The 25,327-nt window shown below is 44.1% G+C and carries 24 protein-coding genes; 8 read left to right on the plus strand and 16 right to left on the minus strand.

Translation table 11 applies throughout. The annotated features are described in order from the left end of the window. Positions 1–166: 166 nt before the first annotated feature. Genes B4J50_RS04730 through rsxC form a run of 6 tightly spaced genes read right to left on the minus strand, consistent with a single transcriptional unit; the run spans position 167 to position 5,072 of the window. On the minus strand, positions 167–991 hold the full coding sequence (locus B4J50_RS04730; RefSeq protein ID WP_286847848.1) for an RnfABCDGE type electron transport complex subunit B: 825 nt from the start codon (positions 989–991) through the stop codon (positions 167–169). Positions 992–1,004: 13 nt separating this feature from the next. Further along, entirely contained in the window at positions 1,005–1,580 is a 576-nt protein-coding gene (locus B4J50_RS04735) for an electron transport complex protein RnfA (protein ID WP_024821154.1), read from the minus strand. A gap of 23 nt (positions 1,581–1,603) precedes the next feature. Then, entirely contained in the window at positions 1,604–2,236 is a 633-nt protein-coding gene (gene rsxE, locus B4J50_RS04740; protein ID WP_286847847.1) for an electron transport complex subunit RsxE, read from the minus strand. Then, positions 2,236–2,805, minus strand: a complete 570-nt coding sequence (locus tag B4J50_RS04745; RefSeq protein ID WP_024821156.1) for an RnfABCDGE type electron transport complex subunit G — start codon at positions 2,803–2,805, stop codon at positions 2,236–2,238. The genes rsxE and B4J50_RS04745 overlap by 1 nt, the downstream gene beginning before the upstream one ends. Next, positions 2,806–3,741 (minus strand): RnfABCDGE type electron transport complex subunit D, encoded by a 936-nt coding sequence (locus B4J50_RS04750; RefSeq protein ID WP_286847845.1) that lies wholly within the window; start codon positions 3,739–3,741, stop codon positions 2,806–2,808. Positions 3,742–3,749: 8 nt separating this feature from the next. Beyond that, the gene (gene rsxC, locus B4J50_RS04755) at positions 3,750–5,072 is read right to left on the minus strand and encodes an electron transport complex subunit RsxC (protein ID WP_286847843.1); all 1,323 of its coding nucleotides are present in this window, start codon (positions 5,070–5,072) and stop codon (positions 3,750–3,752) included. 347 nt (positions 5,073–5,419) lie between these two features. On the opposite strand from rsxC, the gene B4J50_RS04760 reads away from it, so the two are divergent. From B4J50_RS04760 to B4J50_RS04780, 5 genes are all read left to right on the plus strand, one after another. Then, the gene (locus tag B4J50_RS04760) at positions 5,420–6,142 is read left to right on the plus strand and encodes a transglycosylase SLT domain-containing protein (protein ID WP_286847841.1); all 723 of its coding nucleotides are present in this window, start codon (positions 5,420–5,422) and stop codon (positions 6,140–6,142) included. Between the two features lie 92 nt (positions 6,143–6,234). After that, entirely contained in the window at positions 6,235–7,425 is a 1,191-nt protein-coding gene (locus tag B4J50_RS04765) for a class I SAM-dependent rRNA methyltransferase (protein ID WP_286847839.1), read from the plus strand. A gap of 485 nt (positions 7,426–7,910) precedes the next feature. Beyond that, a complete protein-coding gene (gene cysE, locus B4J50_RS04770) occupies positions 7,911–8,570 on the plus strand; it encodes a serine O-acetyltransferase (RefSeq protein WP_286847837.1) in 660 nt (219 codons plus the stop codon). Positions 8,571–8,572: 2 nt separating this feature from the next. Next, complete coding sequence (gene cysK, locus B4J50_RS04775; protein WP_286847836.1) at positions 8,573–9,511, plus strand: cysteine synthase A; 939 nt, start codon at positions 8,573–8,575, stop codon at positions 9,509–9,511. Positions 9,512–9,919: 408 nt separating this feature from the next. Next, positions 9,920–10,489 carry a nitroreductase family protein gene (locus B4J50_RS04780; RefSeq protein WP_286847834.1) on the plus strand — a complete coding sequence of 190 codons (570 nt, stop codon included), beginning with the start codon at positions 9,920–9,922 and terminating at the stop codon, positions 10,487–10,489. A 43-nt stretch (positions 10,490–10,532) separates the two neighbouring features. Here B4J50_RS04780 and B4J50_RS04785 read toward each other — a convergent pair whose 3' ends face one another. From B4J50_RS04785 to B4J50_RS04815, 7 genes are all read right to left on the minus strand, one after another. After that, positions 10,533–11,918, minus strand: coding sequence for an NAD(P)/FAD-dependent oxidoreductase (locus tag B4J50_RS04785; RefSeq protein ID WP_024821164.1), 1,386 nt, complete (start codon positions 11,916–11,918; stop codon positions 10,533–10,535). 156 nt (positions 11,919–12,074) lie between these two features. Continuing rightward, positions 12,075–13,355: a TRAP transporter large permease gene (locus B4J50_RS04790; protein WP_024821165.1), complete on the minus strand. Its 1,281-nt coding sequence runs from the start codon at positions 13,353–13,355 to the stop codon at positions 12,075–12,077. Continuing rightward, the gene (locus tag B4J50_RS04795; protein WP_286847832.1) at positions 13,352–13,831 is read right to left on the minus strand and encodes a TRAP transporter small permease; all 480 of its coding nucleotides are present in this window, start codon (positions 13,829–13,831) and stop codon (positions 13,352–13,354) included. Before B4J50_RS04795 ends, B4J50_RS04790 begins: the two co-directional genes overlap by 4 nt. A gap of 84 nt (positions 13,832–13,915) precedes the next feature. After that, a complete protein-coding gene (locus tag B4J50_RS04800; RefSeq protein ID WP_286847830.1) occupies positions 13,916–14,923 on the minus strand; it encodes a TRAP transporter substrate-binding protein in 1,008 nt (335 codons plus the stop codon). 13 nt (positions 14,924–14,936) lie between these two features. After that, positions 14,937–15,863, minus strand: a complete 927-nt coding sequence (locus tag B4J50_RS04805; RefSeq protein ID WP_286847829.1) for a ketopantoate reductase family protein — start codon at positions 15,861–15,863, stop codon at positions 14,937–14,939. An 18-nt stretch (positions 15,864–15,881) separates the two neighbouring features. After that, the gene (gene panB / locus B4J50_RS04810; protein ID WP_286953961.1) at positions 15,882–16,712 is read right to left on the minus strand and encodes a 3-methyl-2-oxobutanoate hydroxymethyltransferase; all 831 of its coding nucleotides are present in this window, start codon (positions 16,710–16,712) and stop codon (positions 15,882–15,884) included. A gap of 79 nt (positions 16,713–16,791) precedes the next feature. Beyond that, a complete protein-coding gene (locus B4J50_RS04815) occupies positions 16,792–18,027 on the minus strand; it encodes a M20 family metallopeptidase (RefSeq protein ID WP_286847827.1) in 1,236 nt (411 codons plus the stop codon). A gap of 672 nt (positions 18,028–18,699) precedes the next feature. Between B4J50_RS04815 and B4J50_RS04820 the strand changes: the two genes are divergently transcribed. The 3 genes from B4J50_RS04820 to B4J50_RS04830 all read left to right on the plus strand — a co-directional run bounded on the left by B4J50_RS04820 (position 18,700) and on the right by B4J50_RS04830 (position 21,957). Next, a complete protein-coding gene (locus B4J50_RS04820; protein ID WP_286847826.1) occupies positions 18,700–20,142 on the plus strand; it encodes a sodium:solute symporter family protein in 1,443 nt (480 codons plus the stop codon). 76 nt (positions 20,143–20,218) lie between these two features. Next, positions 20,219–21,100, plus strand: coding sequence for a DMT family transporter (locus tag B4J50_RS04825; protein ID WP_286847824.1), 882 nt, complete (start codon positions 20,219–20,221; stop codon positions 21,098–21,100). Positions 21,101–21,171: 71 nt separating this feature from the next. Then, positions 21,172–21,957, plus strand: a complete 786-nt coding sequence (locus tag B4J50_RS04830; RefSeq protein ID WP_286847823.1) for an IclR family transcriptional regulator — start codon at positions 21,172–21,174, stop codon at positions 21,955–21,957. 52 nt (positions 21,958–22,009) lie between these two features. On the opposite strand, the gene B4J50_RS04835 is transcribed toward B4J50_RS04830, so the two are convergent. From B4J50_RS04835 to B4J50_RS04845, 3 genes are all read right to left on the minus strand, one after another. Then, positions 22,010–22,528, minus strand: coding sequence for a DUF2179 domain-containing protein (locus B4J50_RS04835; RefSeq protein WP_024821175.1), 519 nt, complete (start codon positions 22,526–22,528; stop codon positions 22,010–22,012). Positions 22,529–22,608: 80 nt separating this feature from the next. Continuing rightward, on the minus strand, positions 22,609–23,484 hold the full coding sequence (locus B4J50_RS04840; protein ID WP_286847821.1) for a peptidylprolyl isomerase: 876 nt from the start codon (positions 23,482–23,484) through the stop codon (positions 22,609–22,611). 48 nt (positions 23,485–23,532) lie between these two features. Next, a complete protein-coding gene (locus tag B4J50_RS04845; RefSeq protein WP_286847820.1) occupies positions 23,533–25,068 on the minus strand; it encodes a YbaK/EbsC family protein in 1,536 nt (511 codons plus the stop codon). Between the last annotated feature and the right edge of the window lie 259 nt (positions 25,069–25,327).

A 25,327-nucleotide genomic window follows, 5' to 3' on the forward strand; every position in this document is an offset into this window, starting at 1 on the left:
AGAAGTAGAAGTAGAAGTAGAAGTTACAATCGAAGCTGAAGTTAATATTAAAGCATAGAAAAACAAATTTTTATAAACAGTTATTAGATTTTACTATATATAAAGAGGGCTGTCTGAAAAGACAGCCCTCTTTATATATTTATCTTTTATTTTTGCCCTTAAATAACTATCCCGCCATCTCCTCACCTTTTACAAGGTTCTGCACAGAAATAGCCCCAACCGGACACTTCATAGCGCATGAGGTACATCCTGTACAGAGATCGGGATCGATGACAGGAAGATTATCTCTCATTGTAATAGCCTGGGGGGGACAGACCTTAGAGCAGAGACCACAGCCAATACACCCTGCATCACATACTTTTTTCACCCCTACCCCTTTTTGGGTAGAGTTGCAAGTAACTCGCACTGCCAAAGCCGCCGGGATGAGAGAAATCACGTTTCTTGGACAAACAGCCACGCAGGCTCCACATCCTGTACATCGGTCTTCGTCCACCTTAGCGACCCCATCCTCCATATACATAGCATCAAAGGGGCACGCCTTTACGCAGCTTCCAAAACCAAGGCAGCCATTTTTACAGGCTTTCGTACCACCACCTGGAACAATCGTCGCCTTTCGGCAATCAAGCACTCCCTCATAAAGAGAGATTTCCCTTGCTTTCTCCCTTGATCCAGCACATCGCACAAAAGCCACGCGTCGCACGAAAGGGCCTACTTCAACCCCTAGAATAGCGGCAATTTTACGAGCTACTTCGGCACCTCCAGCATTACAACGATCAGGAGAAGTCTGGCCAGAAGCCACAGCGCTCGCATATGCGTCGCATCCAGCATAGCCACAACCACCACAATTGGCTCCTGGCAAAATATCTCGAATTTGAGCCACTTTAGGGTCAATTTGAACTGCAAATTTTCTCGCTGCAAAACCAAGCAACAATCCAAAAAAGAGACCTAATCCTCCAAGACTTATGGCGGGATAAACTATCGCATCCAACATTCCACGTTCCCTCCTAAATCAAACCGCTGAACCCTAAAAAAGCGATGGACATAAGAGCCGCCGTAATAAGACTAATGGGCAGCCCTCGCAAAGCTTCGGGCATGTTCGTATTATTCTCCATTCTCTCTCGTAATCCTGCCATTAAAACAATAGCAAGCAAGTAGCCGAGAGAAGCGCCTAGAGCATGAACTATCGACTGCATTAAACTATAGCCTTCGTTCATATTAATTACGGCCACACCAAGAACAGCACAGTTTGTCGTAATCAAGGGAAGGTAGATGCCCAAAGCCCAGTAGAGCGCCCTCCACTTTTTCCGAATGACCATTTCTACAAACTGAACCAATGCTGCAATCACGAGAATAAAGGCTAACGTGGAAAGATACGTAATATTCAGAGGCACAAGGATTAAATTATACACAATCCATGTCATAATGGAAGAAAGTGTGATGACAAAAACGACAGCCAATCCCATGCCCACAGCAGTACTTACGCTATTGGAGACTCCAAGAAACGAGCAAATTCCAAGGAATCGAGACAATAGAATGTTATGAACAAGAAGAGCGTCTATAAAAATAGCAAAAAAACTCATTTTATTCTCCTATCCTTCCAGCCTTAGGCATCAGCAAAGTGGCTGATTCGTTCGTTGGCCTTTTTCTTCTTTATATTGACATGGTTAATAAGCGCCATGAGAATACCCAACACCAAGAAGCCGCCAGGAGCCAGAATAATAACGAGTGCTGGCTTGAAGCTTGCCGGCATAACATGAAGGCCAAAAATAGTTCCTACCCCTAATAGCTCTCTAATAGACCCCAGAATAACAAGAGCTGCTGTAAAACCTAACCCCATTCCAATAGCGTCGAAAAGAGAGGACAGGACTCCATTTTTAGAGGCATAGGCTTCAGCACGGCCAAGAATAATGCAGTTGACCACAATCAAGGGAATAAAAATACCCAACGCTTTATTAAGGGAGGGAAGGAAGCCCTGCATGAAAAACTGGATCAACGTCACAAATGCGGCAATAATGATAATAAACGCAGGGATTCGGATTTCATCTGGGATAATTCGTTTCAAAGCAGAAATAACCAAATTTGATCCCATGAGGACCACAGTAGCAGCCAGTCCCATTCCTAAGCCATTTTCAGCACTGGATGTGACTGCGAGAGTTGGACAAATTCCAATAACCTGAACAAAAATAGGGTTGTTGGAAACAATGCCACTTTTAAGTCTTTCGAAAAGAGCTCCCATTATTTTCCGCCTCCTTTCAGGCTCGCATGGAAGAGAGCTACAGCCTGATTTACTGCTGAAGTTATTGCTTTGGACGTAATGGTGGCACCAGTCAAGGCCTGAATTTCTTCTTCTCTCGCCGGTGTATCTTTCACCACAGAAAGTTCAACTGCCGGTTTTCCCGCAAACTGGCCGGAAAAAGCAGGCTTCACAGATTCAGCCCCCAACCCTGGAGTTTCTCCATGGGATAGGATACGAATTCCCTGAATGCGACCATCCATACTAATTCCTACCATAAGTTCTATAATGCCGCCATATCCCTTTGGTGTTACTTTAATGTCGTATCCAACTAATTCTTCCCCTTTGTAGCCACCGTTGACTTCGCGAATAAAACTATCTGATGGAAAAGATATGTCTACAGGACGGAAATCTTCCGCCATGGGAAGAGTGGCTCTCATCGCTTCTACTTTCTCTTTTTGAAGTTGACGGGCAATAGGTTCCCTTGTAACTTCATGAACCCAACCAAGGAGTATACCAGCAATGGCTGTAATAACGAAAAGGATCGTTCCGAGTTTCAGTATTTTTTTCACCTATCTCACCTCTCCAAAAATCCGGGGAATCGTAATTCTATCTATAAGAGGAACAAAGAGGTTCATAATGAGGATAGAATACGATACTCCCTCGGCATACCCGCCATAAAGACGAATAAGAGTAGTAAGAAGGCCACATCCCAAGGCAAAAATAACTTGACCTTTTTTCGTCATGGGAGAAGTGGTATAGTCCGTAGCCATAAAAATAGCTCCAAGCATAAGCCCGCCTAAACACATCTCATACAAAGGATTTCCTGACATAAAACCCTGCCGTCCAAGTACCAAGGTAAGAATCGAAACGGTACCTATATACACAACAGGAACATGCCAACTAATAACGTGACGATAGAGAAGATATGCTCCTCCAAGGAGAAGTGCCACTACTGAAGTTTCACCAAGACAGCCTCCCACGTGCCCTACAAAAACATCAAAGAGAGGGGGCAACGCACTTACGCTCCCTTCTTTGAGAAGAGCCAAGGGAGTCGCAGTGGTAACCCCGTCGATTGTCCATGTGGTCATAGCAACGGGCCATGACGCCAAGAGAACAGCCCTTGCGGCTAGGGCAGGGTTCACTATATTCTGACCAATGCCCCCGAAAAAATGCTTTACCACAATCATGGCAAAGACACCGCCTATTGCGGGCAACCAAAGGGGAACAGAGGAGGGCAGATTAAAGGCCAACAAAACGCCGGTAACTATGGCGCTCAGGTCTCCAATAGTCTGAGGTCTCCCCAAAAGTTTTTGCCACAAGGCTTCTGAAAAAACGCAGGAAGCCACTGATACGGCAATAACCCATAAAGCATCTGCTCCAAAGAAATAAAATGCCGCCACAACTGCTGGCGCTAAAGCAATAAGAACATCTCTCATAATGGTCTGAACAGTGTCAGAAGATCGCAAGTGCGGCGAAGATGAGACCATTAGTTTTTTTTCTGCCATGACACAAGCTACCCCTTTCTTCTCATCGCTGCGATGACGGATCTTTTCGCCTCTCGACAGGATTGCACCAAATGGCGCTTAGAGGGGCACATAAAAGAACAGGAACCGCATTCGATACAGTTCATTCCACCATTTTCTTTAAAAGCGTCATACTCATTTCTCAACGACAAGGCGTTGAGCTTAAAAGGAAGAAGTCCCATAGGGCATGCCTCTACACACCGGCCACAACGAATACAGGGATACTCTTCGTAGAGTTGTATCGCTTTCTCAGTAAGGGCCACAATCCCCGATGTTCCCTTAATAACAGGAATGTCAAGACTGTTCACCGAAAGGCCCATCATAGGACCCCCCGCCAGTACTTTTACAGGATCTTTGACAAAACCACCCGCTGCATCTACAAGCTCTCTAAAAGATGTGCCTAACCGAACCCGTATGTTTTTAGGTGTAGCAACAGCATCTCCTGATACAGTTACAATCCTCGTTAAGGTAGATCTCCCCATAACTACTGCATGGCGAATCTCGTACACAGAACAGATATTGCTCACAACACACCCTACATCGGCAGGAAGTTTACCAGATGGAACTTCACGACCGGTTGTGGCGCAAATAAGCTGTTTTTCCCCGCCTTGAGGGTATTTCGTCTCCAAAGCTACAACCGACACCTTGGGGATTCCCTTAAAAGCCTCGGACATTTTCTGAATAGCTGTGGGTTTATTATCTTCTATGGCTAAAATCAACTCCGCGGTAGGGAAAATCTGGAGAAGAATTTTCGCTCCTTCCGCTATTTCGCCACTATGTTCAAGCATTAATCGATAATCGGAGGTAAGATACGGCTCGCACTCCGACCCGTTAATAATAATGCGATCAATAGTACAGTGAGGAGGGGGGGAAAGTTTTATATGGGCAGGGAAACATGCACCTCCCATTCCGACAATTCCAGCGTCTCGGATCATGGCTCTTAATTCATCAGGAGAAAGCCCCTTATACTCTCGAGGAGAAAGAGGGGATTCCTCTTCATATCTATAGTCGTTCTCTACCACTACAGACATTATGTCTGTGCCCGACGGTGTGGGCATAAACGTTACGTCTTTCACTGTTCCCGATACGCTTGAAATCACTGGAACAGAAAAATCCCCCTGAGGCTCTCCTATTTTTTGCCCTACATGCACATAATCGCCTTTCTTCACTGCTGGCATACACGGCGCCCCAATATGTTGAGACATAGGAAACACCAGATCACCTTTAGGCAATAGATCTTCTATCTGTTTATCTGCCGTCCAATGTTTGTTATCGGGAGGATGAACGCCTCCTCTAAACGTTAAAAGTCTCATATTGAACTTTCTAGCCTCCTATTGTCATGTTCTCATGATAAACTATTCTATTCATATGTATGTCTAGGATAGCTTCGCCCAAATATGTATAAATTATACTACATACGTTATACCTTTACTCTTTGTACTATTTTTCTTTATTCGTTTTCCTTCTTTCTACCATATTTTCTGACTTAATTATAGTATTCACGCAAAGAGAAAAAACCCTACAAAACAAAACTTAAAATTAATTAAGAGCTACAAAAGTTGCGCAGATCCCCTTCATCGTTATAATTTCTTATTGCCTTTCGTAGAGCTTCTATGAAAGGCGTTTAATTTTTCTGTACTTTGAAAGGAGGGGACACAGCATGAGGAAAGGAATTACACATACAATCCTCGCTGTTCTGCTGCTCTCCGTGGCCGGGCTCGTTGCATTTACCACTGGTTACCGCCATTTGCACCTCCATTTACGCAGGAAAGGAACGATGCAACCTGAGAAGATACAACTTAAAGATTGGACTCATGAACCTGCAACTGCTTCTTTTTACCAGATAGGTCGATTTATGACCAGCCATTTCTCCCAATCTTTGCCCAATCATGTAAAACCATTTCTGGTTCTTTCCGAGACCACCCAAGATTATTTAGAAACAATGGGTATGCTCGCACGTTTCATTCAGAAACAAAATCCGGCCATTTCGAGAGAAATAGCAGCACGGGAAGCCGCTGCATTTTTGAGATACTCCACCAAATATGGGGCTCCATTGGATTTGGTGGTAGCTGTAGCCAACACCGAAAGCCACTTTAATCCCTTAGCGCGAAGCGCTTACGGTGCCGCTGGCGTTATGCAGGTTATGTGGAAAATTCACTCTAACCTGTTACGCGCTAATGGGATACGAGGAGAAGACGAGCTTCTTCTTCCAGAGCAGGGGATCGCTGCAGGATGTCTTCTTATTTCCAGATATCTTCGAGCTTATGGCTCTCCTGAAAAAGCCTTGGGCCGATATTATGGCGGCCCATCGTCTGTTTACTGGGCGCGGGTTTCAAGGAATCTCTCGAAACTTCAAAGTTACAATCCAGAATCTCGCCTTTAGTTTGAGCATCAAACGGGTGAAGGGCGGGGATGCTTTTTCCCCGCTCTCCCGGTGATAAAATAGCTATACTTACTTAAAGAGGTGAACGCACCATGACTAAAGAAAGCGGGGCTGTTTTAAATAGGAAAGGATCAGACCGCATTACCCGTAGACACCCCTGGATTTTCAAAGGTCATCTTTCCACTCTTCCTCTATCGAAGCCAGGAGATTTGATACCCCTTTTCAATAATCGATCTCAAACTGTAGCCTGGGGATTCTGGAGCCCTGGCGCCCTTTGTATGAGAGTGCTGTCTTTTGCTCCTCAACGACCAGACCTTAAAGCGCTTCTCACTTCACGATTCGAAAAAAGCCTGGCCCTTCGTAAGCGATGGATAGCTGAGGGACAAGCTTTTCGTCTTATACACAGCGAGTCCGATGAACTACCAGGCCTTATTGTGGACATTTATGGTCCCGTGGCATCAATACAACTTCTTTCAGCAGGGTGGTATCGTCATAAGGAGGTTGTTCTTGACTCTCTTTTAGACCTTCTCCCCCTTCAGGCTGTTGTTCTTAAAAATGACGTGCGATATATAGAGCAGGAAGGAATTCCCAGAGAGAATCGTCTTTTATGGGGAGAACTACCCTCGAATGGGAATGTAGATATCATGTTGGGAAATGTTACAGAACGAGTCTATCCTCTGGCTGGTCAGAAGACAGGGCTCTATCTTGATGTGCGTTCCTTTCCTTCTCTTTTTAAAGAAGTTGCATGTGGGGCTCGCGTATTAGATTGTTTTTCTTTCCAAGGCCATTTCGGCCTTCATGCACTCCACTGGGGAGCGCATTCAGTAGTGGCTGTTGAACAATCGGAGGAGGCCCTTCAAGTTTATAAGGAAAACTTGACACTTAATAAGTTTTCTCCAGATGCAGTAGATTTTCGACATAACAATGCTTTCGACGAGTTACGAAAGATAGAACAGGAACATAGCCTCTTCGATGTCATTATTATGGATCCACCGCCTTTTTCTCCAGGAAAAGCACAAATAGAATCAGCTCGTCGAGGATACAAGGAATTAGCCCTTCGAGCTTATCGGCTTTTGCGCCCTTCAGGCGTACTGCTCTACCTTTGCTGTAGTCACGCATTCTCCAGAGACATGCTTGCCGAAGTCCTCCAAGATGCGGCCCATGATTTACAGCAACGCGTCCGGTTAATAAGAGAAGGGCAACAGCCAGAAGATCACCCTGTCTCTCTTGAAATTCCAGAGACTCACTATTTAAAAGGTTTTCTTCTCGAAGTAGAAAAGTAAACTATCAACGGGGCTGGGAAAATATTGTTTCTGCGTCACCTTTGTGTGCCGAAATAGTCAGAGAAATTTCTATTTCACTGGACCTACGTAAACGGAACGAAACTCTGCCCCATCTACAAGAGACAGGGAAAATAAACTTGACAAAAAAGATAGGCTTTCGTATAGTAAATTTTATGAGAGGAGCGATTGCTGTTATGAGTCAACATGGAGTAACGTTGTTCTGTTGTTGTGGGAGGATGATTTAACCATCCCCCGTAGCGTGTAGAGAAGGCTGCGGTGGACATATGTCCCGTTGTGGCCTCAAAAATTCGCTACGACTCTATAATTTCATTCGCTTTATATGGTGAAATGATGGGAAAAATTACAACGGGTTTGCCTGAAAGGGCGAGCCCGTTTTTTTATTGAGAGAGGAAGTGATGCCTATGGAAATAGATTGTCCGTGTACCTGTAAATGTAGACAGATCATTTCCAGGAGGTGTCAGAAAATGAGAAAAAATAGTTTTTTACAATCAGCTTGGGAGACACTCAAGGCTGATGTTCAGGCAATACCCCAAAATGATCCCGCCTTTAAAGGAGGAGTGGGAGGATGGATGGAAGTATTTTTATGCTATCCAGGTCTTCACGCCATTATGGCCCATCGACTTATACATTTTCTTCACGCTCAGCTGCACATACCTCTTCTACCAAGGCTCTTGAGCCAAATTATGAGATGGCTTACCGGCATTGAAATTCACCCAGGCGCCATTATCGGGAAGGGATTTTTTATCGATCATGGCATGGGGATCGTTATAGGAGAGACAGCGGTTATAGGCAACAATGTGACTCTGTATCACAGTGTAACTCTTGGTGGGACAGGAAAAGAGCGCGGGAAACGTCATCCTACCGTCTGCGATAACGTCATGATTGGGGCAGGAGCCTGCCTTTTAGGGAATATTACAGTGGGGGAAGGAGCTAAAATCGGCGCTGGCAGCGTGGTGGTAACAGATGTTCCTCCAGGAACAACTATCGTAGGTATTCCAGGCATGGCACTTCAATATCACCGAAAGATACGGCACACAATGGTTCAAGAAGATCTTCTGAAAAGAATAGAAATTTTAGAGAAAGAATTAGCCATACTAAAAAATAATACGAAGGAGGCAGCATAATAATGATCTTTCGCACAGATAAAATAGCGTTGCGCAACCTTATAGGGCATACTCCTCTTTATATGTTCAGGCCTATAGAAAAAGGTGGCGCTATAGCCATAAAACTGGAGGGAACAAATATCGGAGGATCTGTGAAAGACAGAGCTGCCTGGGGAATGCTCCGATATGCGGAGGGAAAGGGGCTGCTACACTCAAACACAACTCTCGTAGAACCCACTTCGGGAAACACGGGCATAGCATTAGCTTTGCTCGGTCAGGCGTTAGGCCTCCGCGTTATTCTTACAATGCCTGAATCCATGTCCATAGAACGTCGATCGGTGCTCCGTGCCTATGGGGCTGATCTCCAGCTCTCCCCTGCTCAAGGGGGAATGAGAGGGGCTATTTCTTTGGCTCAACAGATTCTAAAAGAAATACCAGGAGCGTATATGCCAGATCAGTTTAATAACCCGGGGAACCCTTGGGCTCATCGTATCACTACTGGGCCAGAAATTCTTTCTGATTTAAATGGACATTCTATAGCTGCTTTTGTTGCAGGGATAGGGACAGGGGGGACTCTGTCTGGGACAGCCGCTTTGTTGAAAACATGTTATCCCGAAATGGAAGTTGTAGGGGTGGAACCTGCTCATAGTGCTGTATTAAGCGGTAAACCTGCTGGTTCTCATAAAATACAGGGAATTGGAGCAGGGTTTATACCCGGAACTCTTCGGCGAGAACTTCTCACTAAAGTTCTTCCTGTGGAAGATGAAGCCGCTCTCGATACAACTCAATGGCTTGCTCGAAGACATGGGCTTTTTTGCGGCATATCCACAGGAGCTAATATCTGGGCTGCTATGGAAGTGGCAAAAAAAGTCTCCCCTGAGGAAATTATAGTCACTATTGCCTGTGACAGAGGAGACAAATATTTAAGTACTGAAGCCTTTTCTTCCACCGCTCGAGATTAGAACTCTGCACATTACGCTCAAAATATAAAAGCAGGGACTCCTCTGCAAGGGAGTCCCTGCTTCGCCTCTTTATCCTTTAAATTTTCGGATGTGGCAAGAAGAGAGACTCATGCTTCATAAGAATATCAACATATTGAGCCCACTCCTACAGCCTCTATTTCTCAAATGTTTTGAATGTTCGACGTCATTCCGCTCGCCCCTACTATCACTGGGTTCTTTAACTCTATCTCCATATAAAATGAAGTAGAAAGATCAACAGTCATGGGGTCACCCACTTCTTGAGCTATTTAGAATATTTACACAAGTTGTAGTAAGGGTTCTATGTTAATGTCTACCCATACACAATGTTTATAGTGTTGTGGTCTATAATAATGTTCTTACAACAGGAAATAGAAAGGAGAGATAGAGATGAATCTCGTACTAGAAACTATCAAAAATCGAAGAAGTATTCGGCGATATTTACCGCAGCAAATTCGAGACGAAGAGCTCTCCCTTATTCTTGAAGCGGGAGTTTGGGCTCCAAGTGCTCATAATGAACAGCCATGGCATTTTAGTGTTATACAAAAGGAAGAGCTTATCGATATGATGAGCGAAAAAACTATTGCCATGATGAAGACGTCACGTCTTGAATGGGTTCGTAAAATGGGGGAACGTGAAGGGTTCCATGTGTTTTATAACGCTCCAACTGTCATAGTCGTTTCTGGAAAGACAGGAGGAGAGGCATTACTTAAGCCAATAGCGGATTGTTCGGCGGCCATTCAAAATATACTATTAGCGGCGGAATCTCTTGGTATTGGAACATGCTGGATCGGTTTTACAGGGCTCTTCTTCGTTACAGCTACGAAGGAAGAACTTCAAAAATTAAGTATACCAGAGGGCTATGAACCTTTTTATTCTATAGCCGTAGGATACAAAAGCCCTGATCATCTCTATAGTGCTCCGAGAAGGAAACAAAACACCATTACATATATACGATAGAAAAGGCTCCGACCATATTATCTAGTCGGAGCCTTTTATTTGCTTATTTATTTTCGAAAATTATAGAACGAGCGGCCACAACTCCACTCGCTGCCGCCTGGATAATACCTCGACTGACCCCTGCGCCATCACCAGCCATATAGAGGTGGCGAATTGCTGGCGTTTCCAAAGAACTCTTCAGTTCTAACCGCAAGGAATATAATTTTATTTCTACACCATAGAGAAGGGTATCGTTCATATTGATCCCCGGCATAATAATATTCAGTGCCTCTATAAATTCCACAATATCAGTAAGGAAACGATGAGGGAGCACGAGACTGAGGTCTCCGGGCTGAGCTTTCGCTGTAGGATGAACCATTCCTCTGGCAATCCTAGCTTCCGTAGAGCGTCGACCATCCCGTAAATCACCAAGACGCTGTACAAGGATGCCTCCTCCCGCCAACATATTAGCAAGTTTTGCAATATGGGTAGCGTAACCGATGGGATTATTAAAGGGTTGGGTAAAGTTCTTCGTCACCAATACAGCAAAATTCGTATTTTTAGACTTTACGTTCTTTAAGCTATGGCCGTTTACCGTTACAAGATCATGCGCTTTATTATATTCATGGACCACAAAACCCGATGGGTTCATACAAAAAGTGCGGCAACGATCATCAAAAGTAGGGGTATTGTATAAGCATTTGACCTCATAAAAATGTCGGGTAAGATCTTCGCAAATACTGTCAGGCACTTCCACTCGAACCCCAATATCCACAGGCATAGAAGCAATGGAGAGATTATAGCGATTGACAATACCCTCAAGCCACGAACTCCCCTCTCTTCCTGGAGCAAGGATCACAGAATCTGCCTCAATTTGTCTTCCATCTTCAAGAAGAATACCTTCGGCAACGCCGTTTCGTACCACTATCTCTTTTACTTCCGTATTCATAAGAATATCGCACTTGTCCTTTAGTTCTTCATACATATTATTGAGGACCATACGGGAAGCGTCAGTTCCTATATGTCGAATACGGGCAGGGATAATTTTAATTCCCTTGCTTGCTGCCTTCCTGATAGTCTCTTTTACTATTTCTCCTGAAGGCTCATAATATTTTTTATCAGCACCGAAATGGACGAAGGTATCGTCCACATAACGGATCAGTTCTTCAAGGGCATCTTCACCTATACATTCTTCTAGGTTCCCACCAAAACCTGTGGTCAATGTCAGCTTCCCATCAGAAGCAGAACCTGCCCCACCCCATCCAGAAACAATGTTGCAGGAATCACAGTTTACGCAGACTGAAGAACGCCCCTCAAGAATAGGACATCGTCTATCTTTAATGACCTTCCCTTTATCCACAATAAGAACTTTCTTTTGATCTTTTACCAATTCAATGGCCGCAAAGATCCCGGCAGGGCCAGAACCCACTATGACCACGTCATATCTCAATTTTATTCTCTCCTTCTCATTTCTTTTCTGTCACTTATAGGGGCCTTTGTTGAAAATGTTTAGAAAGGGGATCTGAAGACAACCCATGAAATAATACCACAAAAAAAGGCTCTCTCATAAAAGAGAGAGCCTGAAGGATGCATATGCACCTTTCTGTTAATAGAGTCCTGCAAGTTTAGGAACGATTGTAGAAATACAAGGCAGGTACGTAAGGAGAAGCACATCTACTACCATAATAAGAATAAATGGCCAGACAGCTTTTGTGATATCTTCAAGCTTAATATCAGCAATGCTGCATCCTATGAAAAGACATACACCCAAAGGTGGCGTTACCATGCCTATAGCAAGGTTAACAACCAGTACGATTCCAAAATGGAGAGGGTCCATGCCAATCTGAGTGACCACAGGAAGCAAAACAGGTACTAGGATAATAATAGCTGCCACCGTTTCCATAAATGTCCCTATGAAAAGAAGCAACAAGTTAATAAGCAACAGAATGATAACAGGGCTCTTTGATATGGAAAGAATTGCCGATGCCACCGCCTGAGGCACTTGCTGGGCGGTAAGAATCCAGCTAAAGACAGAGGAAGTAGCGATAATGAACATAATCATAGCCGTACCAATAACAGTGGTAACAAAAATATCCTTCAACTGTTTTATATTCAATTCTTTATAAACGAAGAAGCCTACAATAAAACCGTAGACTACGGCTACCACTGCCGCTTCTGTAGGGGTAAAGACGCCCCCGTAGATACCCCCTAAAATAATGACAGGCATTAAAAGAGCCAAAATGGCCTCTTTAAACGTCCCGAAAATTTTACCTAAGGAAGCTTTTTCGTCTCCCCTATACCCCTTCTTCCTGGAGATAAGCCATGCCACAAACATAAGAGAAAAACCCACAAGAATGCCAGGAAGAATTCCGCCCATAAAGAGTGCTCCTATAGAGACTCCTGTAAGGACACCGTAAATAATCATGGGGATACTGGGAGGAATCATGACCCCCAAAGTTCCAGCCGTAGCCTGTACAGCTGTTGCAAAAGGTTTATCGTACCCTCGTCTTACCATAGCCGGGATAAGGATGGTTCCAATAGCTGCCACTGTAGCTACCGCTGCACCGGAGATAGCTCCGAAAAACATACTGGCAATAATAGCCACAAAGGCAAGTCCTCCTGAAAAACGCCCTACTATAGAGTTGGCAAAATCTACAAGCCTCCTGGATATGCCGCCAAACTCCATAAGAGAACCGGCAAGAATAAAGAATGGAACGGCCATGAGAGGGAAAGAATCTGTAGCAGTGAACATTTTCTGCACAAGCACTATGAGAGGCACTGATCCTGAAAAAAAGATAGCCGCAACAGATGACAAGCCTATAGCAATAGCAATGGGAACGTTCATCATAAAAAAGAGAAGCATACTGGCAAAAAGGATAGTAGTCATTGGGATACATCCTTTCTTCCTGTCACAATAGCAATAGCCTCATCAATGGAATAGAGGAACATAAGGGCTCCACCGACAAATACGGAAGAGTAGGGAATAGCCATGGATATCTCCATAGCAGGGGACAATTGCCCCCTTACTATAGAAAGAATCTTATATCCATAAACAACCATAAGGACAAAAAATACCGTTGCACAAAGAGTGGCGAGAAAGGAGACTCCTTTTTTCAAGCCATAAGGAAGCAAGTTTGTAACGGCTTCCACTCCAATATGAGCTCCACGCCTGACTCCAATACTGGCTCCCAAAAAAGAGATCCACACGAGAATATATCGGGACAGCTCTTCAGACCATGGCAGAGATGAATGAAGAACAAACCGGAAGATGACTTGAAGAAATACAACGATAACCATTACGAGAAGCATGATACTTACTACATATTCAACGGCTCGGTTTACTCCGTCTAATAACTTTTTCATAGCACCACAACACCCTTTCTACAAGGCCAAAAGGAAAAAGGGGAGGGGCACAATTGCCCCTCCCCAGGGCAGTAGTGAATAGCTTTAATTAGCAGCTAGAATCTGATCGAGAAGTTTCGCGTCGTCACCAAGTTCTCCGCGGAACTCATCGTAAACAGATTTTGTTGCTTCGCGGAAAGCAGCTTTATCTGGCTCATTAATTTCCATTCCGAGCTCCTTTAGCTTTGTAATCTGTTCGTCTTCCATCTTCGTGATTTGCTCTCGTTCGTATACGGCAGATTCCTGAGCTGCCTTCAATATAACGTCCTGATATTCTTTCGACAGCTTGTCAAAGCGAGATTTGCTCATAAGAAGCATAGACGGAGAGAAAACGTGGCCTGTCAGAGAAGCATATTTTTGCACTTCATAGATCTTCTGGGTGAAGAGAATCGGAATGGGATTTTCCTGTCCATCTACTGTCCCTTGCTGCAGGGCTGTAAAAACTTCTCCCCACGCCATAGGAGTAGGATCAGCGCCAAGAGCCTTCCAGATCGCCATCTGAACCTTATTTTCCATAGTTCTCAGCTTAAGCCCCTTGGCATCTTCTGGAGTATTTACAGGTCGCTTCGAGTTAGTAAGGTGGCGGAACCCATTTTCATACCACGCTAAACCTTTAAGACCCTGCTTCTCAAGAAGCCCCATAATATATTGCCCAATCTCTCCATCAAGAGTGGCGTAAGCATGGTTTTTGTCTTTGAAGAGGAATGGGAAATCGAAGATCATGAATTTTTTCTCAAAACCGCTCATAGGGCCTGTGGAAGACACTACCATATCGACAGTGCCAATCTGCATCCCCTCTACAAGATCTCTCTCTCCAGTTCCAAGCTGGTTGTTAGGAAAGAGATTGATCTCTATATCTCCATTAGTTTCTTTCTCCACTATTTCTTTAAAACGAACAGCGCCGAGGTGATATGGATGCTGATCGCTTACGGAATGTCCTAATTTGAAGGAATACTTGGCCGCCATCGCCGGTTCACTCATAAACATCGCCAGAGTGCACAATAAAAGCCCAACAACAACAAAAAATCTGCTTTCAAAACGCCACTGTTTCAAAGTAGATCCCCCTTTAGACTTCGTTATATGTTTTTTCCTTCACCGAAACGAGGTTATACAACACCTTGTTTATCGGCGTTGGAACTCCGTATTGAACCCCTTCTTCCACCACTGCCCCATTAATAACACTTATCTCTGTTTTTCGTTTATTGGAAACATCCTGAAGCATGGAAGACCGGTTTTCTGCTGTAAGACGCGCTACCTTTTTGGTATGTTCCACCGGATCGCCTATTTCTAATGAGATTCCTTTTGCTTTAGCAACGGCCATGGCTTCCTCTACAGCGCCACAAAGGAGCTCTTCCGTTTCAGGAAAGTCTACAAGACGCCCATTCTTCAGGCCAGTAACAGCTGTGAGGGCATTAATGCCAATATTAACGATGAGTTTTCCCCAAATAAGCCCCATAACATTATTGGAAAGGGTTACGGAAAAACCTCCCTTTTCTAAAACGGAACCTACCGCCTCTAACCTTTCGTCAATCTTACCATCCAACTCGCCAATGACAGTATTCCCCTGCCCCGCATGGCGAATTTTACCCGGTCCAAGAAGTGTAGACCCATGACCTGTTACGCCAGCAATAACTTTTTCTTTGCCCACTACAGCGCTAATTTTTTCAACATTTCCCAAGCCATTCTGGAGGGTTAAAACACTCGTATGAGGCCCCATAATACACCGAGCGCTTTCCATAGCTTGAGAGGTAAGGGTAGCTTTCACGAAAACAATAAGCAGATCGCACTCTTTAACCTCTTCAGGTGTTGTTACTGCTTTAATATTTTTTATTACTCTATCGCCACCAATACCTTCCACAGAAAGGCCGTGGGCATTAATAGCATCAACATGCTCTTTCCAAACATCAATGAGGGTGACATCAAGACCTGCTTCGGCCAACTTCCCGCCATAGAGACACCCCATGGCTCCTGAGCCAAGTACTGCTATTTTCATTACCTTTCACCTCTTCAGTTATTTACGCAGATCCTTCAAATCTTCCCGAGTTAAACCGCCAAAAACAAACTCATCGCTGGGGAAGCCACCACTGCGAACGTCATTTTTATACTCCCCAAGGGCTTTAACAATCTCATCACCAATCTGAGCGTACTGTTTTACAAATTTAGGCAAAAACTTGTCGAAAAGTCCCAGCATATCGTGGAAAACAAGGACCTGGCCATCTGTGTAACGACCAGCGCCAATACCGATAACTGGCACTGAAACGGCTTCGGTAATAGCTCGACCAAGTTCTTCGGGAACACACTCTACAACGATGGAAAAAGCACCGGCATCCTCGAGAGCCTTAGCATCATCAACAATCTTTTGAGCCGCTTCAAGGCTCTTTCCCTGCACCTTAAATCCGCCAAGCATAGAAGCAGTCTGGGGGGTAAGACCGATATGACCCTGAACAGGAATACCGGCTTCCACAATGGCAGAAACTACTTCCGGGCGACCGCCTTCAAGCTTGATTACGTCGCACCCGCCTTCTTTCATAAGGCGATTGGCGCTATGAATAGCCTGAGAGATGCTTTCGTTGTAAGAGCCAAAAACCATATCGCCTACGATCATAGGAGTGGGAGCTCCCTTTACTACCGGTTTGATGTGAGCTACCATTTCATCTGTAGTAAGAGGGACTGTTCCTTCATTGCCCAATATAGTCATGGACAGGGAATCGCCTACGAGAATAATTTCGATTCCCGCCTTCTCTACCAAAACAGCCTGAGCATAGTCATAAGCTGTAACCATAGATATTTTTTCGCCCTTATCCTTCATTTCTTTCAATTTCTGAATTGTTACTTTTGCCATCGTGAATTCCCCCTATTCATATTCGTATTCTACACAAAAATAAAGTTTATTCTTGGTATTAATAATGTATATATATTTATTATTCGTTTAAATAGTAGAGGGCTGCCAGCGTATAGATCTTCCCTGCTTCAATCAGGTCGTCAAGCTCAACCCATTCATCTACATGATGGGGCACTTCCCTATCGCCAGCCCCTGTAACAATTACAGGAATGCCCTTCCGAATCTGCAGGAACGTGCCATCTGTAGCTCCTGGGACCCCGTTATATTTAGGTTCAGAGCCCATCACTTCGCGAAAGGCAAAATCTACGGCCTTTACAACCGGTTCTTCTTTGGGAACTTCTGTCCACGGCCTATCATCAATAATCTCTATGGAAGCTGCAAAGCGATCATAATCATCAGGATATTGACGGCTAAGGCGATCAATAATGCCCTGAATTTGTCGTACCAAAGCTTCGTGATCCTGGTTGGGAACGGTACGGATATCAAGGGTTACATAACAATCATCGGGAATGACATTGATCTGTGCTACACCCTCGAGGGGAGCTTTAATCATGGTAGGAGTAATGCTCGGCCATCCAAGATAGTCGTGTCGCATCACTCTGTCCTTTTCAAAATTTTCGAGATGTTTAATTTCATTGATAAAGCGCATGAGAGCCCAGTTAGGATTTACGCCAGAAAGAGGCATACATCCATGGGCTTGCGCTCCTTGAAAGGTAACTTTGATTCGCATTGCCCCTTTTTGAAAAATACATAGATTTTTCTCTTCAGGTTCGCAAATAATAGCTCCATCCACATCATCAGCCCAACCCTTTTCTATAAAATCCTTGATGCCAATCATGGAGCCTTCTTCATCTACGGGAAAGCAGAGAAGTATATTGCCTTTAAAGGGAATTCCAGAGTCTTTAATGGTTTTCGCTGCAAAAAAGGCAGCAGCTGTATTCCCTTTCGTATCATTCGTACCGCGGCCATACATTCTTTTTTTACCATCTACCTCGACGATCTCTCCGCCAAAGGGATCATATTTCCACTTCTGAGGGTCTCCAATAGAAACTACATCCTGGTGTCCTTCGAAGAGAAGCGTCTTGCCAGGTTCTTTGCCTCGAAGAAAAGCTATGACATTAGAGCGACCTGGAATCACTTCATCTACATGGACTTCAAACCCTTCCTTATGAAGTAGCTTTTCCAGATACTCCGTTACCCGAGATTCATTTGCACCTTCTACATCTGGGTCAAAAACACTATTAATACGAACTAAATTCTGGGTACACTTGACAAGGCCTTCTTCGTCAAAGAAACGTAGTACATCTTTATACATCTTCTCCCCTCCTCTTAACAGCATTTGAGGAAATATGTTCGAAGGCAAAAAGAGACTCAAGATAAAGCAGACTCATCAACAAATACCGGAAAGGGCACGCTGCCCCCTGAACTTTTAAAGGAGCAAACGTGAAATATGAACATAATAAAAGAGTGTGGCTTACATTATTTATTCTCACATTTCTTCTCCTCAGTCGTTCATGGAAATCATGGTACGATTAGGGCCGAAGATTCTCTTGAATTCCATAATGCAAAACCGTTTACTTCTAGGTGGAATACATCTCTATTATATTTGCACATATATTTCTGTCAATCCATATTATCGTGGTAATTGCTAGAATCATTTTTCACGTATAGTGACACGATTTTACATTTTTTTGAGTCTGAATGGGAAATAAATCGTTATTGACAGGCATATATACATACATATAATCATAAACACATGTTCCATATAAAAATATTCTATTCCATATTATGAAACAATATCCACTCTCAAAAAGGGACTTCATACTTCTAGACAAGTTTGCAAGAAACAAGTAACCTTAATAACTTCTACTGCTATTGACAAGGCCTCTTTCATCGCCTTTGAAAGCTTCTCTGAAACAATACGGTCTTCTGCGTGATACCTCTTGAGATGCACGTAGACCACATACAAAAAAGAGGAGGATACGGCATGAATGGATACTTAGTAGCAATTGTCCTTTACGCTTTATTGCTCATTGCAATCGGATGGTGTATCGGCAAACGAGTTAAAGGCGCTGGCGGTTTTTTTGTTGCAGGGAGACAATTATCTATGGGATTGCTCTTCACAACCCTTATTGCAGCAAACTTGGGAGCTGGATCAACAGTGGGAGTAGCTGGCATAGGATACAAATTTGGCGTTTCCAGCTGGTGGTGGATTGGCAGCGCCGGCATAGGGTCTATGATTCTTGCCTATATAGTAGGGCCTAAGATTTGGCGTATTTCCTGTCGCTACAATCTTTATACATTGGGAGACTACCTCGATCTCCGCTACAGCAAATTTTTTCGTGGACTTATATCAGGAATGATGGCTATCGGAACTCTCGCTTTGTTTTCAGGGCAGCTCATTGGAATAGCGTGGATCCTCAATGTGGTAGCTGCTATTGACAAAATATGGGGTATCCTTATTGGTGCATGCGTTACAACTCTCTATTTTGCCGCAGGGGGACTTCTTTCCGCCGCTATCGTCAATATTGTAGAGCTTATAGTTATTCTTCTCGGTTTTTCATTAGCTGCTCCCTATGCCCTTTCGTATGTCGGAGGGTGTAATGGTCTCACAACAGCCATTACATCCAAACTAGGGTCGGAAGCTGCGGCACAGTTCTTTTCCTGGAAAGGAATTGGTGCAACGACAATCATTGGATATCTTTTTATGCTTATCCCTTCTTTCTGTATTTCTCCAGGTCTTATCGGAAAGGTATACGGGGCTAAAAACGAACAGGCAATTCGGATAGGTACAGCGTTAAACGGTATCGTACAGCTTATTTTTGCTTTCTTACCAGTGTTGATCGGCATGTGCGCTTTCGCCGCATTTCCCGATCTTACCAACAGAGAATTAGCTTTGCCTACTGCTATGAAAGAAATGATGCCATTTGCTGTATCGACTCTGGCATTAGCCGCTATCTTTGCCGCAGAAGTAAGTACTGCTGACGCAGTACTTTATATGCTAACCACGTCTATTTCCAAAGATATTTACCAGACTTTTTTCCACCCCAATCTCTCGGAGCGAGACCTTTTAAAATTCAGCAGAAGAGTTACACTAATATGTGGAGTTGTAGGTGTCGCTCTTGCAATTGTGATTCCCAATATACTCACAGCTTTACAAATTTTTTACTCTCTTATGAGTGTTTCTCTTGCAGCACCGCTGCTCTTAGGGCTTTTTTGCGATAAGGCATCTCAAAAAGGAGCCGTCCTCTCCGCCGCTGGCGGGGTTCTTCTTACCCTCTTTTTGCAGTTCGGAAATAGCGGCAAAGGCGTTTGGATTCTAAATGCTACGTCCACAGGGATTCTTTTCTCTTTCGTACTCATGTTTATGAGTCTCTTTGTCTTCCCATCTACCAAACCCCCTTTGGACGATAGTCCTATTGAAATTTAAAAAAAGGAGAGGATCTCGTGTCGAGCCACTCTAGCCATGAGACCCTCTTATTGCTTTTTCGGAGGGGATTTAATTTATGAGGTATAATTTACTATCTACAGAGACGCAAGGGAGCATGTTGGTTCTTCTCGCTGGGCTTTTCTGGGGGACATCAGGAACAGTTCAGGCTTTTGCTCCTTCACAAGCTTCCCCTCTCACTATCGGAGCTATTCGCATTACTTTTGGTGGTATTTTTTTATTACTTTATATTCTTGCCACACGAGGTTTCCAGGGATTCAGAGGGAAATGGCCATTACACAGCCTCTTTTATGCAGCCCTTGGAATGGCTGGGTTTCAGGCTTTCTTTTTTGCAGCTATCAGAATAACGGGAGTCGCTGTGGGCACAATGGTGGCAGTTGGAGGTTCTCCAGCTTTTGCCGGCCTTCTTGGCATGATTTTTTTCAAAGAAAGACCCAGCCCATATTGGTATCTTTCAACTCTTCTCGCTATCATCGGATGTATACTTCTATCTTGGAAAGGCGGAGGGGTTAAAGCAAACTCTTTGGGAGTTTTATTGGCTCTCGTCGCTTCCTTTGCCTTTGCCCTCTGCGGCATAGGTATTAAGGAGATTCAACGCTATCACGGAGCTATGGAAACAGTAGCCATGACCCTTTGTTGCGGAGCACTGATTCTTTCACCCATATTGATATTTCATGATATTTCATGGCTCATGGAGATACAAGGACTTCTCGTTGCTATTCATCTCGGCTCCATAGCTACAGCTTTGCCCTATATACTTTTTGCTCTTGGGTTAACTTTGGTGCCAGTAGCAAAAGTATATACTCTTTCCTTGAGCGAACCTCTTACAGCATGCCTCCTTGGAATTTTATTATTAGGAGAGCGGCTTTCTTTGTACTCAGGATTTGGCATATTTCTCATATTGTTAGGTCTTTTACTTTTATCAAGAGAACAAAAGTAACTCGTAAATAAGATCATGATACAATCTTTCACATGTACTTTGATGCATTATACAAAAGGGGAGAGCGTCGCTTGAAAAATAGCAAAAAAGGTTCTGGATATGTACAGTCAATTCAGAGGGCTATGGCCATTATTGAAACTCTCGATAAACATGGGGAGCTCGGAGTTTCTGAAATTGGAGAAAAACTCGACCTGGAGCGGAGTACGGTACATCGCATTCTTTCTACACTGCGAGGATTAGGATATATTAACCAGAATCCTGCAAACCATAAGTATTCCAACAGCTTCAAATTTTTTGAGATCGGCAATAACGTTGTACAATCTTTAGGCTTTAGGAAACAGGCTATGCCCTTCATGCGAGAGCTCTCTGCAAAATCTAACGAGGCCGTAAACTTAGCCGTTATGGATGGGAAATATGTTATCTATATCGATAAAATTGAAAGCCCTGCCACTATTAAGGTTGATCTCTCTGTGGGGAAAAGGATGCCAGCCTATTGTACAGGACTGGGGAAAGTTCTATTAGCCTATATGCCTGAAGCTGCTGTCAGGGAATTTTTCAAAGATGAATCACTCATTCGATACACGAACAGAACAATTACCGACATAGACAAGCTGTGTCAACATCTTGCTCAGATTCGAGAGCAAGGTTACGCTGTGGATGATGAGGAGTATGTAGATGGCCTTTTCTGCATAGCTGCCCCAGTGTGGGGGCACGCAAAAACAGTAGTCGCTGCATTAAGCGTTGCCTTGCCTAAATTTCTTTATTCGAAAAGCGACGAAGAGATAGCATCTATACGAGATATGCTTATCGATGTAGCCCAACGATTTTCTATAAGTCTTGGGTATGAAGCCTTTTAGGGAGTTCTTTTGAAGAGACGGGGCAAACAAAGCCTCGTCTAATATTTGCTTTTTATTTCCCCTTAACTTTGAAATAGCCACCCCAGCACCCTTTAACATCTGAAATACAGACAAATCCCTGGTCACCGATGATTTTTGAAATAGGTGCGATATCGGAACGATGACAGATTACTTTCGCTACCAGGCGTAACCCATCTTTTCCATGACCAATCAGAACTGTAGCGCCAAAACCTTCCGCTCTGATTCGATCTATAAGTGTCATGGTCTCCTGATTTCTCTCCAAGATAATATCAAGAGTCACAAAAGCATTAAGGAGTTTTTCCTCCAATAGAGATCCTATAAAATTTCCCGAGCCATATCCTGCTGCGTATGCAATAAGTTGAGGGAAGGTTAATGTTCCTCCTCCACCGAGGATGTAACCTAACACTGACATATAGATCATTACTTCCAGGAAACCTATACATGCTGCCAGACGGCGTCTTCCTCTGACGAGAAAGAGAATCCTGACGGTCCCCAAACTAACATCTGCAATACGTGCACTAAATATAAGGAGGAGTCCCAGCCAGTCCATATAAAATCATTCTCCTGTTCATGCGTGTTGTTATGGCAAAAAGAGGCGGACAGAATAGAGCTGTCCGCCCTGAAATATATTTACTGTTTTTTATCAGAAGCCGGCTCTTTTTCTACCAAAACCACTCCATACTCTTTGCGAAGTTTCTCTGTTTCTTCAGAATAAACCTGAGCACGTTTATCACGAAGGAGGTTGCTCTCGACCTGAGATTTCACTTCTTCAAAAGAACGAATTTTCCCTGGTTTTGTATCTTCAAGTCTAATGATATGCCAACCAAATTGGCTCTGAACTGGTGAACTGATCTCGCCTTTTTTAAGTTTAGACGCAACTTCCCCAAATTCAGGTACTACCTGGTTGGTCTGGAAATAGCCAAGATCACCATTCTGCTCTTTCGATGGGCACGTAGAGTACTTCTTGGCAGCCTCTTCAAAAGTTATAGTACCGGACTTGATTTCTTGAAGAACTTTTTTTGCCTCGTCTTCTTCTTTCAAAAGAATGTGACTCGCCCGAATTTGAGCTGGGACTTCAAACTCTTTCAAATGGTCCATATAATATAATTTCGTTTCTTTTTCATCTATTGTCACATTCTCCAGCAGTTTCTCCACTGCCAGTTGCCGCATAAGCTCTTTCTTTACTCGAGCCAATCTCTCTACAAACACTGGGTCTTCATCAAAGCGCTTATCCTCTGCATAACGAGCGAAAACCTCAAGATTGATCAGTTCATCAAGAACTGCTTTTCTTCCCTGCTCATTATCATAGTACATTTTCTGCTGTGGATCGAGAGCATTGATCACTTCATCCACATTCTGCTGCTTAATCTCTGCTGTTCCGATACGGGCAAGAACTGTCTGTCCATTATCAGCTTTCGGAGCTGCCTCTGCGGCAAAAACCACCCCGCCCCAGGCCAAAACAGCAATCAGGCCCGATACACACAATACCTTTGAACCTCTAAACATTTAAAATCCCCTCCATACCATCGCACGATAACAAACGAGACCAGTGTATCACAGCTCTGCTTCGTCGTCATCGAATAGAGATGCAAGAAAAAGGGGCACGTCCTCTGCCTGCATTTCTCTCGTATCTTCCTCAAAATGAACCTCTACAATGCCCTCGGCCGCTTTACGCCCTACTACCACCCTCGCTGGTATCCCGAAAAGATCGGCATCGGCAAATTTTGCTCCTGCTCGTTCGTCACGGTCATCAAACAAAACAGCCATACCAGCCTGAACTGTCTCACAATAAAGATCTGTAGCAAGGTGTGCCGCCTCAAGATCTTTCATGGCAGGAACAATAATTTCAACATCGAAAGGCGCTATTCCTGCGGAGAAAGTATTTTTTCTGGATAATGTGGTCATTATAACGTCAAGAGAGAGGCGGCCTCTCCAGAGACGGTATTTTCGAGATGCCCCCTCTTTATCTTGATAGAGAAATGGCTCGTCAGGTACTTGATCTATCCAAAGGTCTGCGACATCGCTCCACCAGCTTTTTTGAAGTTTTTCTCCACAGGCAGGGCAATTCATGCCCGCTTCCAACGTTACAATATCTGCCACCCGTTCAGTTGAAAAATCTCGTCCCCACACTATTCCTATGAGGTGATAATCAGGCCGATTAGCTCCAATTACTACATCACGACACCCAACTACACTTCTATCAGCCACCAGGCATATAGAAGGAGGAAGTCCAACCGGGCCAAGGAAGCCAGGTTTCTGTCCTATAGCCCTCACCAACTCTTCTTCCGCAGCAATTCTCACTGAAGTGGCTCCTAAAGAGGCTGCTAATTTCACATCACTTATATGGAGGTCTCCTCGAAGAAGAACTGCGACCATCTGCCACTCATTCCCTTTCTCCACCATATAGAACATGGTTTTGATCGTTTGAGCCGACGGGATATTAAGAAACGCACAAAGAGCCTCAATGGAACATGTATCAGGAGTATAAACTTCCTTCATTACAGGGGAATCAGCCCCCTGGAAACCCTGATCCCGCCCACTCTCTGAAGTTGTCGTACCATGCCACCCACAATGAGAGCATATTACACCTTCCTGAGCAAAAGTATGATGAGATTCTTCAGGGAAAACGAGGCGGGATCTCGCTCCTCTCTCACACAGATCCTGCACCTCTTCGCAGTTGAGGTTCAAGGAGGACAAGCATTCCTTAATAGAACTGAAAATAGAGTGGGAAATATCTTTCAGAGACATTCCTTCTTCTTCAATACCCCCCAATAAAAGCGATCCTCCGCAACTCTCCACTGTTCGTAACGGAAGATCTCGATAACTTTGTACGCTCCTTCGAAGTAAGTTTTCAAGGCCATGAGGGGTTGCTAAAAGAGAATCAAGCTGCTGCACGTTATCCCCAAGGAAACGTTCCAGGAAAAACCAACATATATTGTCTCGCATAATAGCGCCGAGAGGAAGCAGATTCCACTCCCCATTCTCCCAGCTGAGAGCGTATCCCCCTCGCATTAATCTCACGGCGCCAGGATCTTTCCACCCTTCTGGGGGGTGTTTCATGGTTGGAGCAAGTAGAGATGTCATTCGCATTAAAGGTGTCCTCCCCTATTTTATCGAAGCTGTAGTCAAGTACCATGCGACAACAAGCAAGAATACTAATACTGTCGACCTCTAGCTATGGTCGAGTAGCTCTATACTGTATATACGCCATAAGGAAAAGCATAAAAGCCCAAATAATATCAAGGACAGCACGTCCCATCTGACCTTTTTGCATCCGCCGAATTCCCGCAAAAGCAAGAACAAGCCCACACAATACAATAATAATAGGGGCAAGAACCGTAGCGAAAAA

The sequence above is a fragment of the Aminobacterium sp. UBA4908 genome (genome assembly GCF_002398115.1).
In the GTDB taxonomy this organism is placed as follows: Bacteria; Synergistota; Synergistia; order Synergistales; family Aminobacteriaceae; genus Aminobacterium; species Aminobacterium mobile.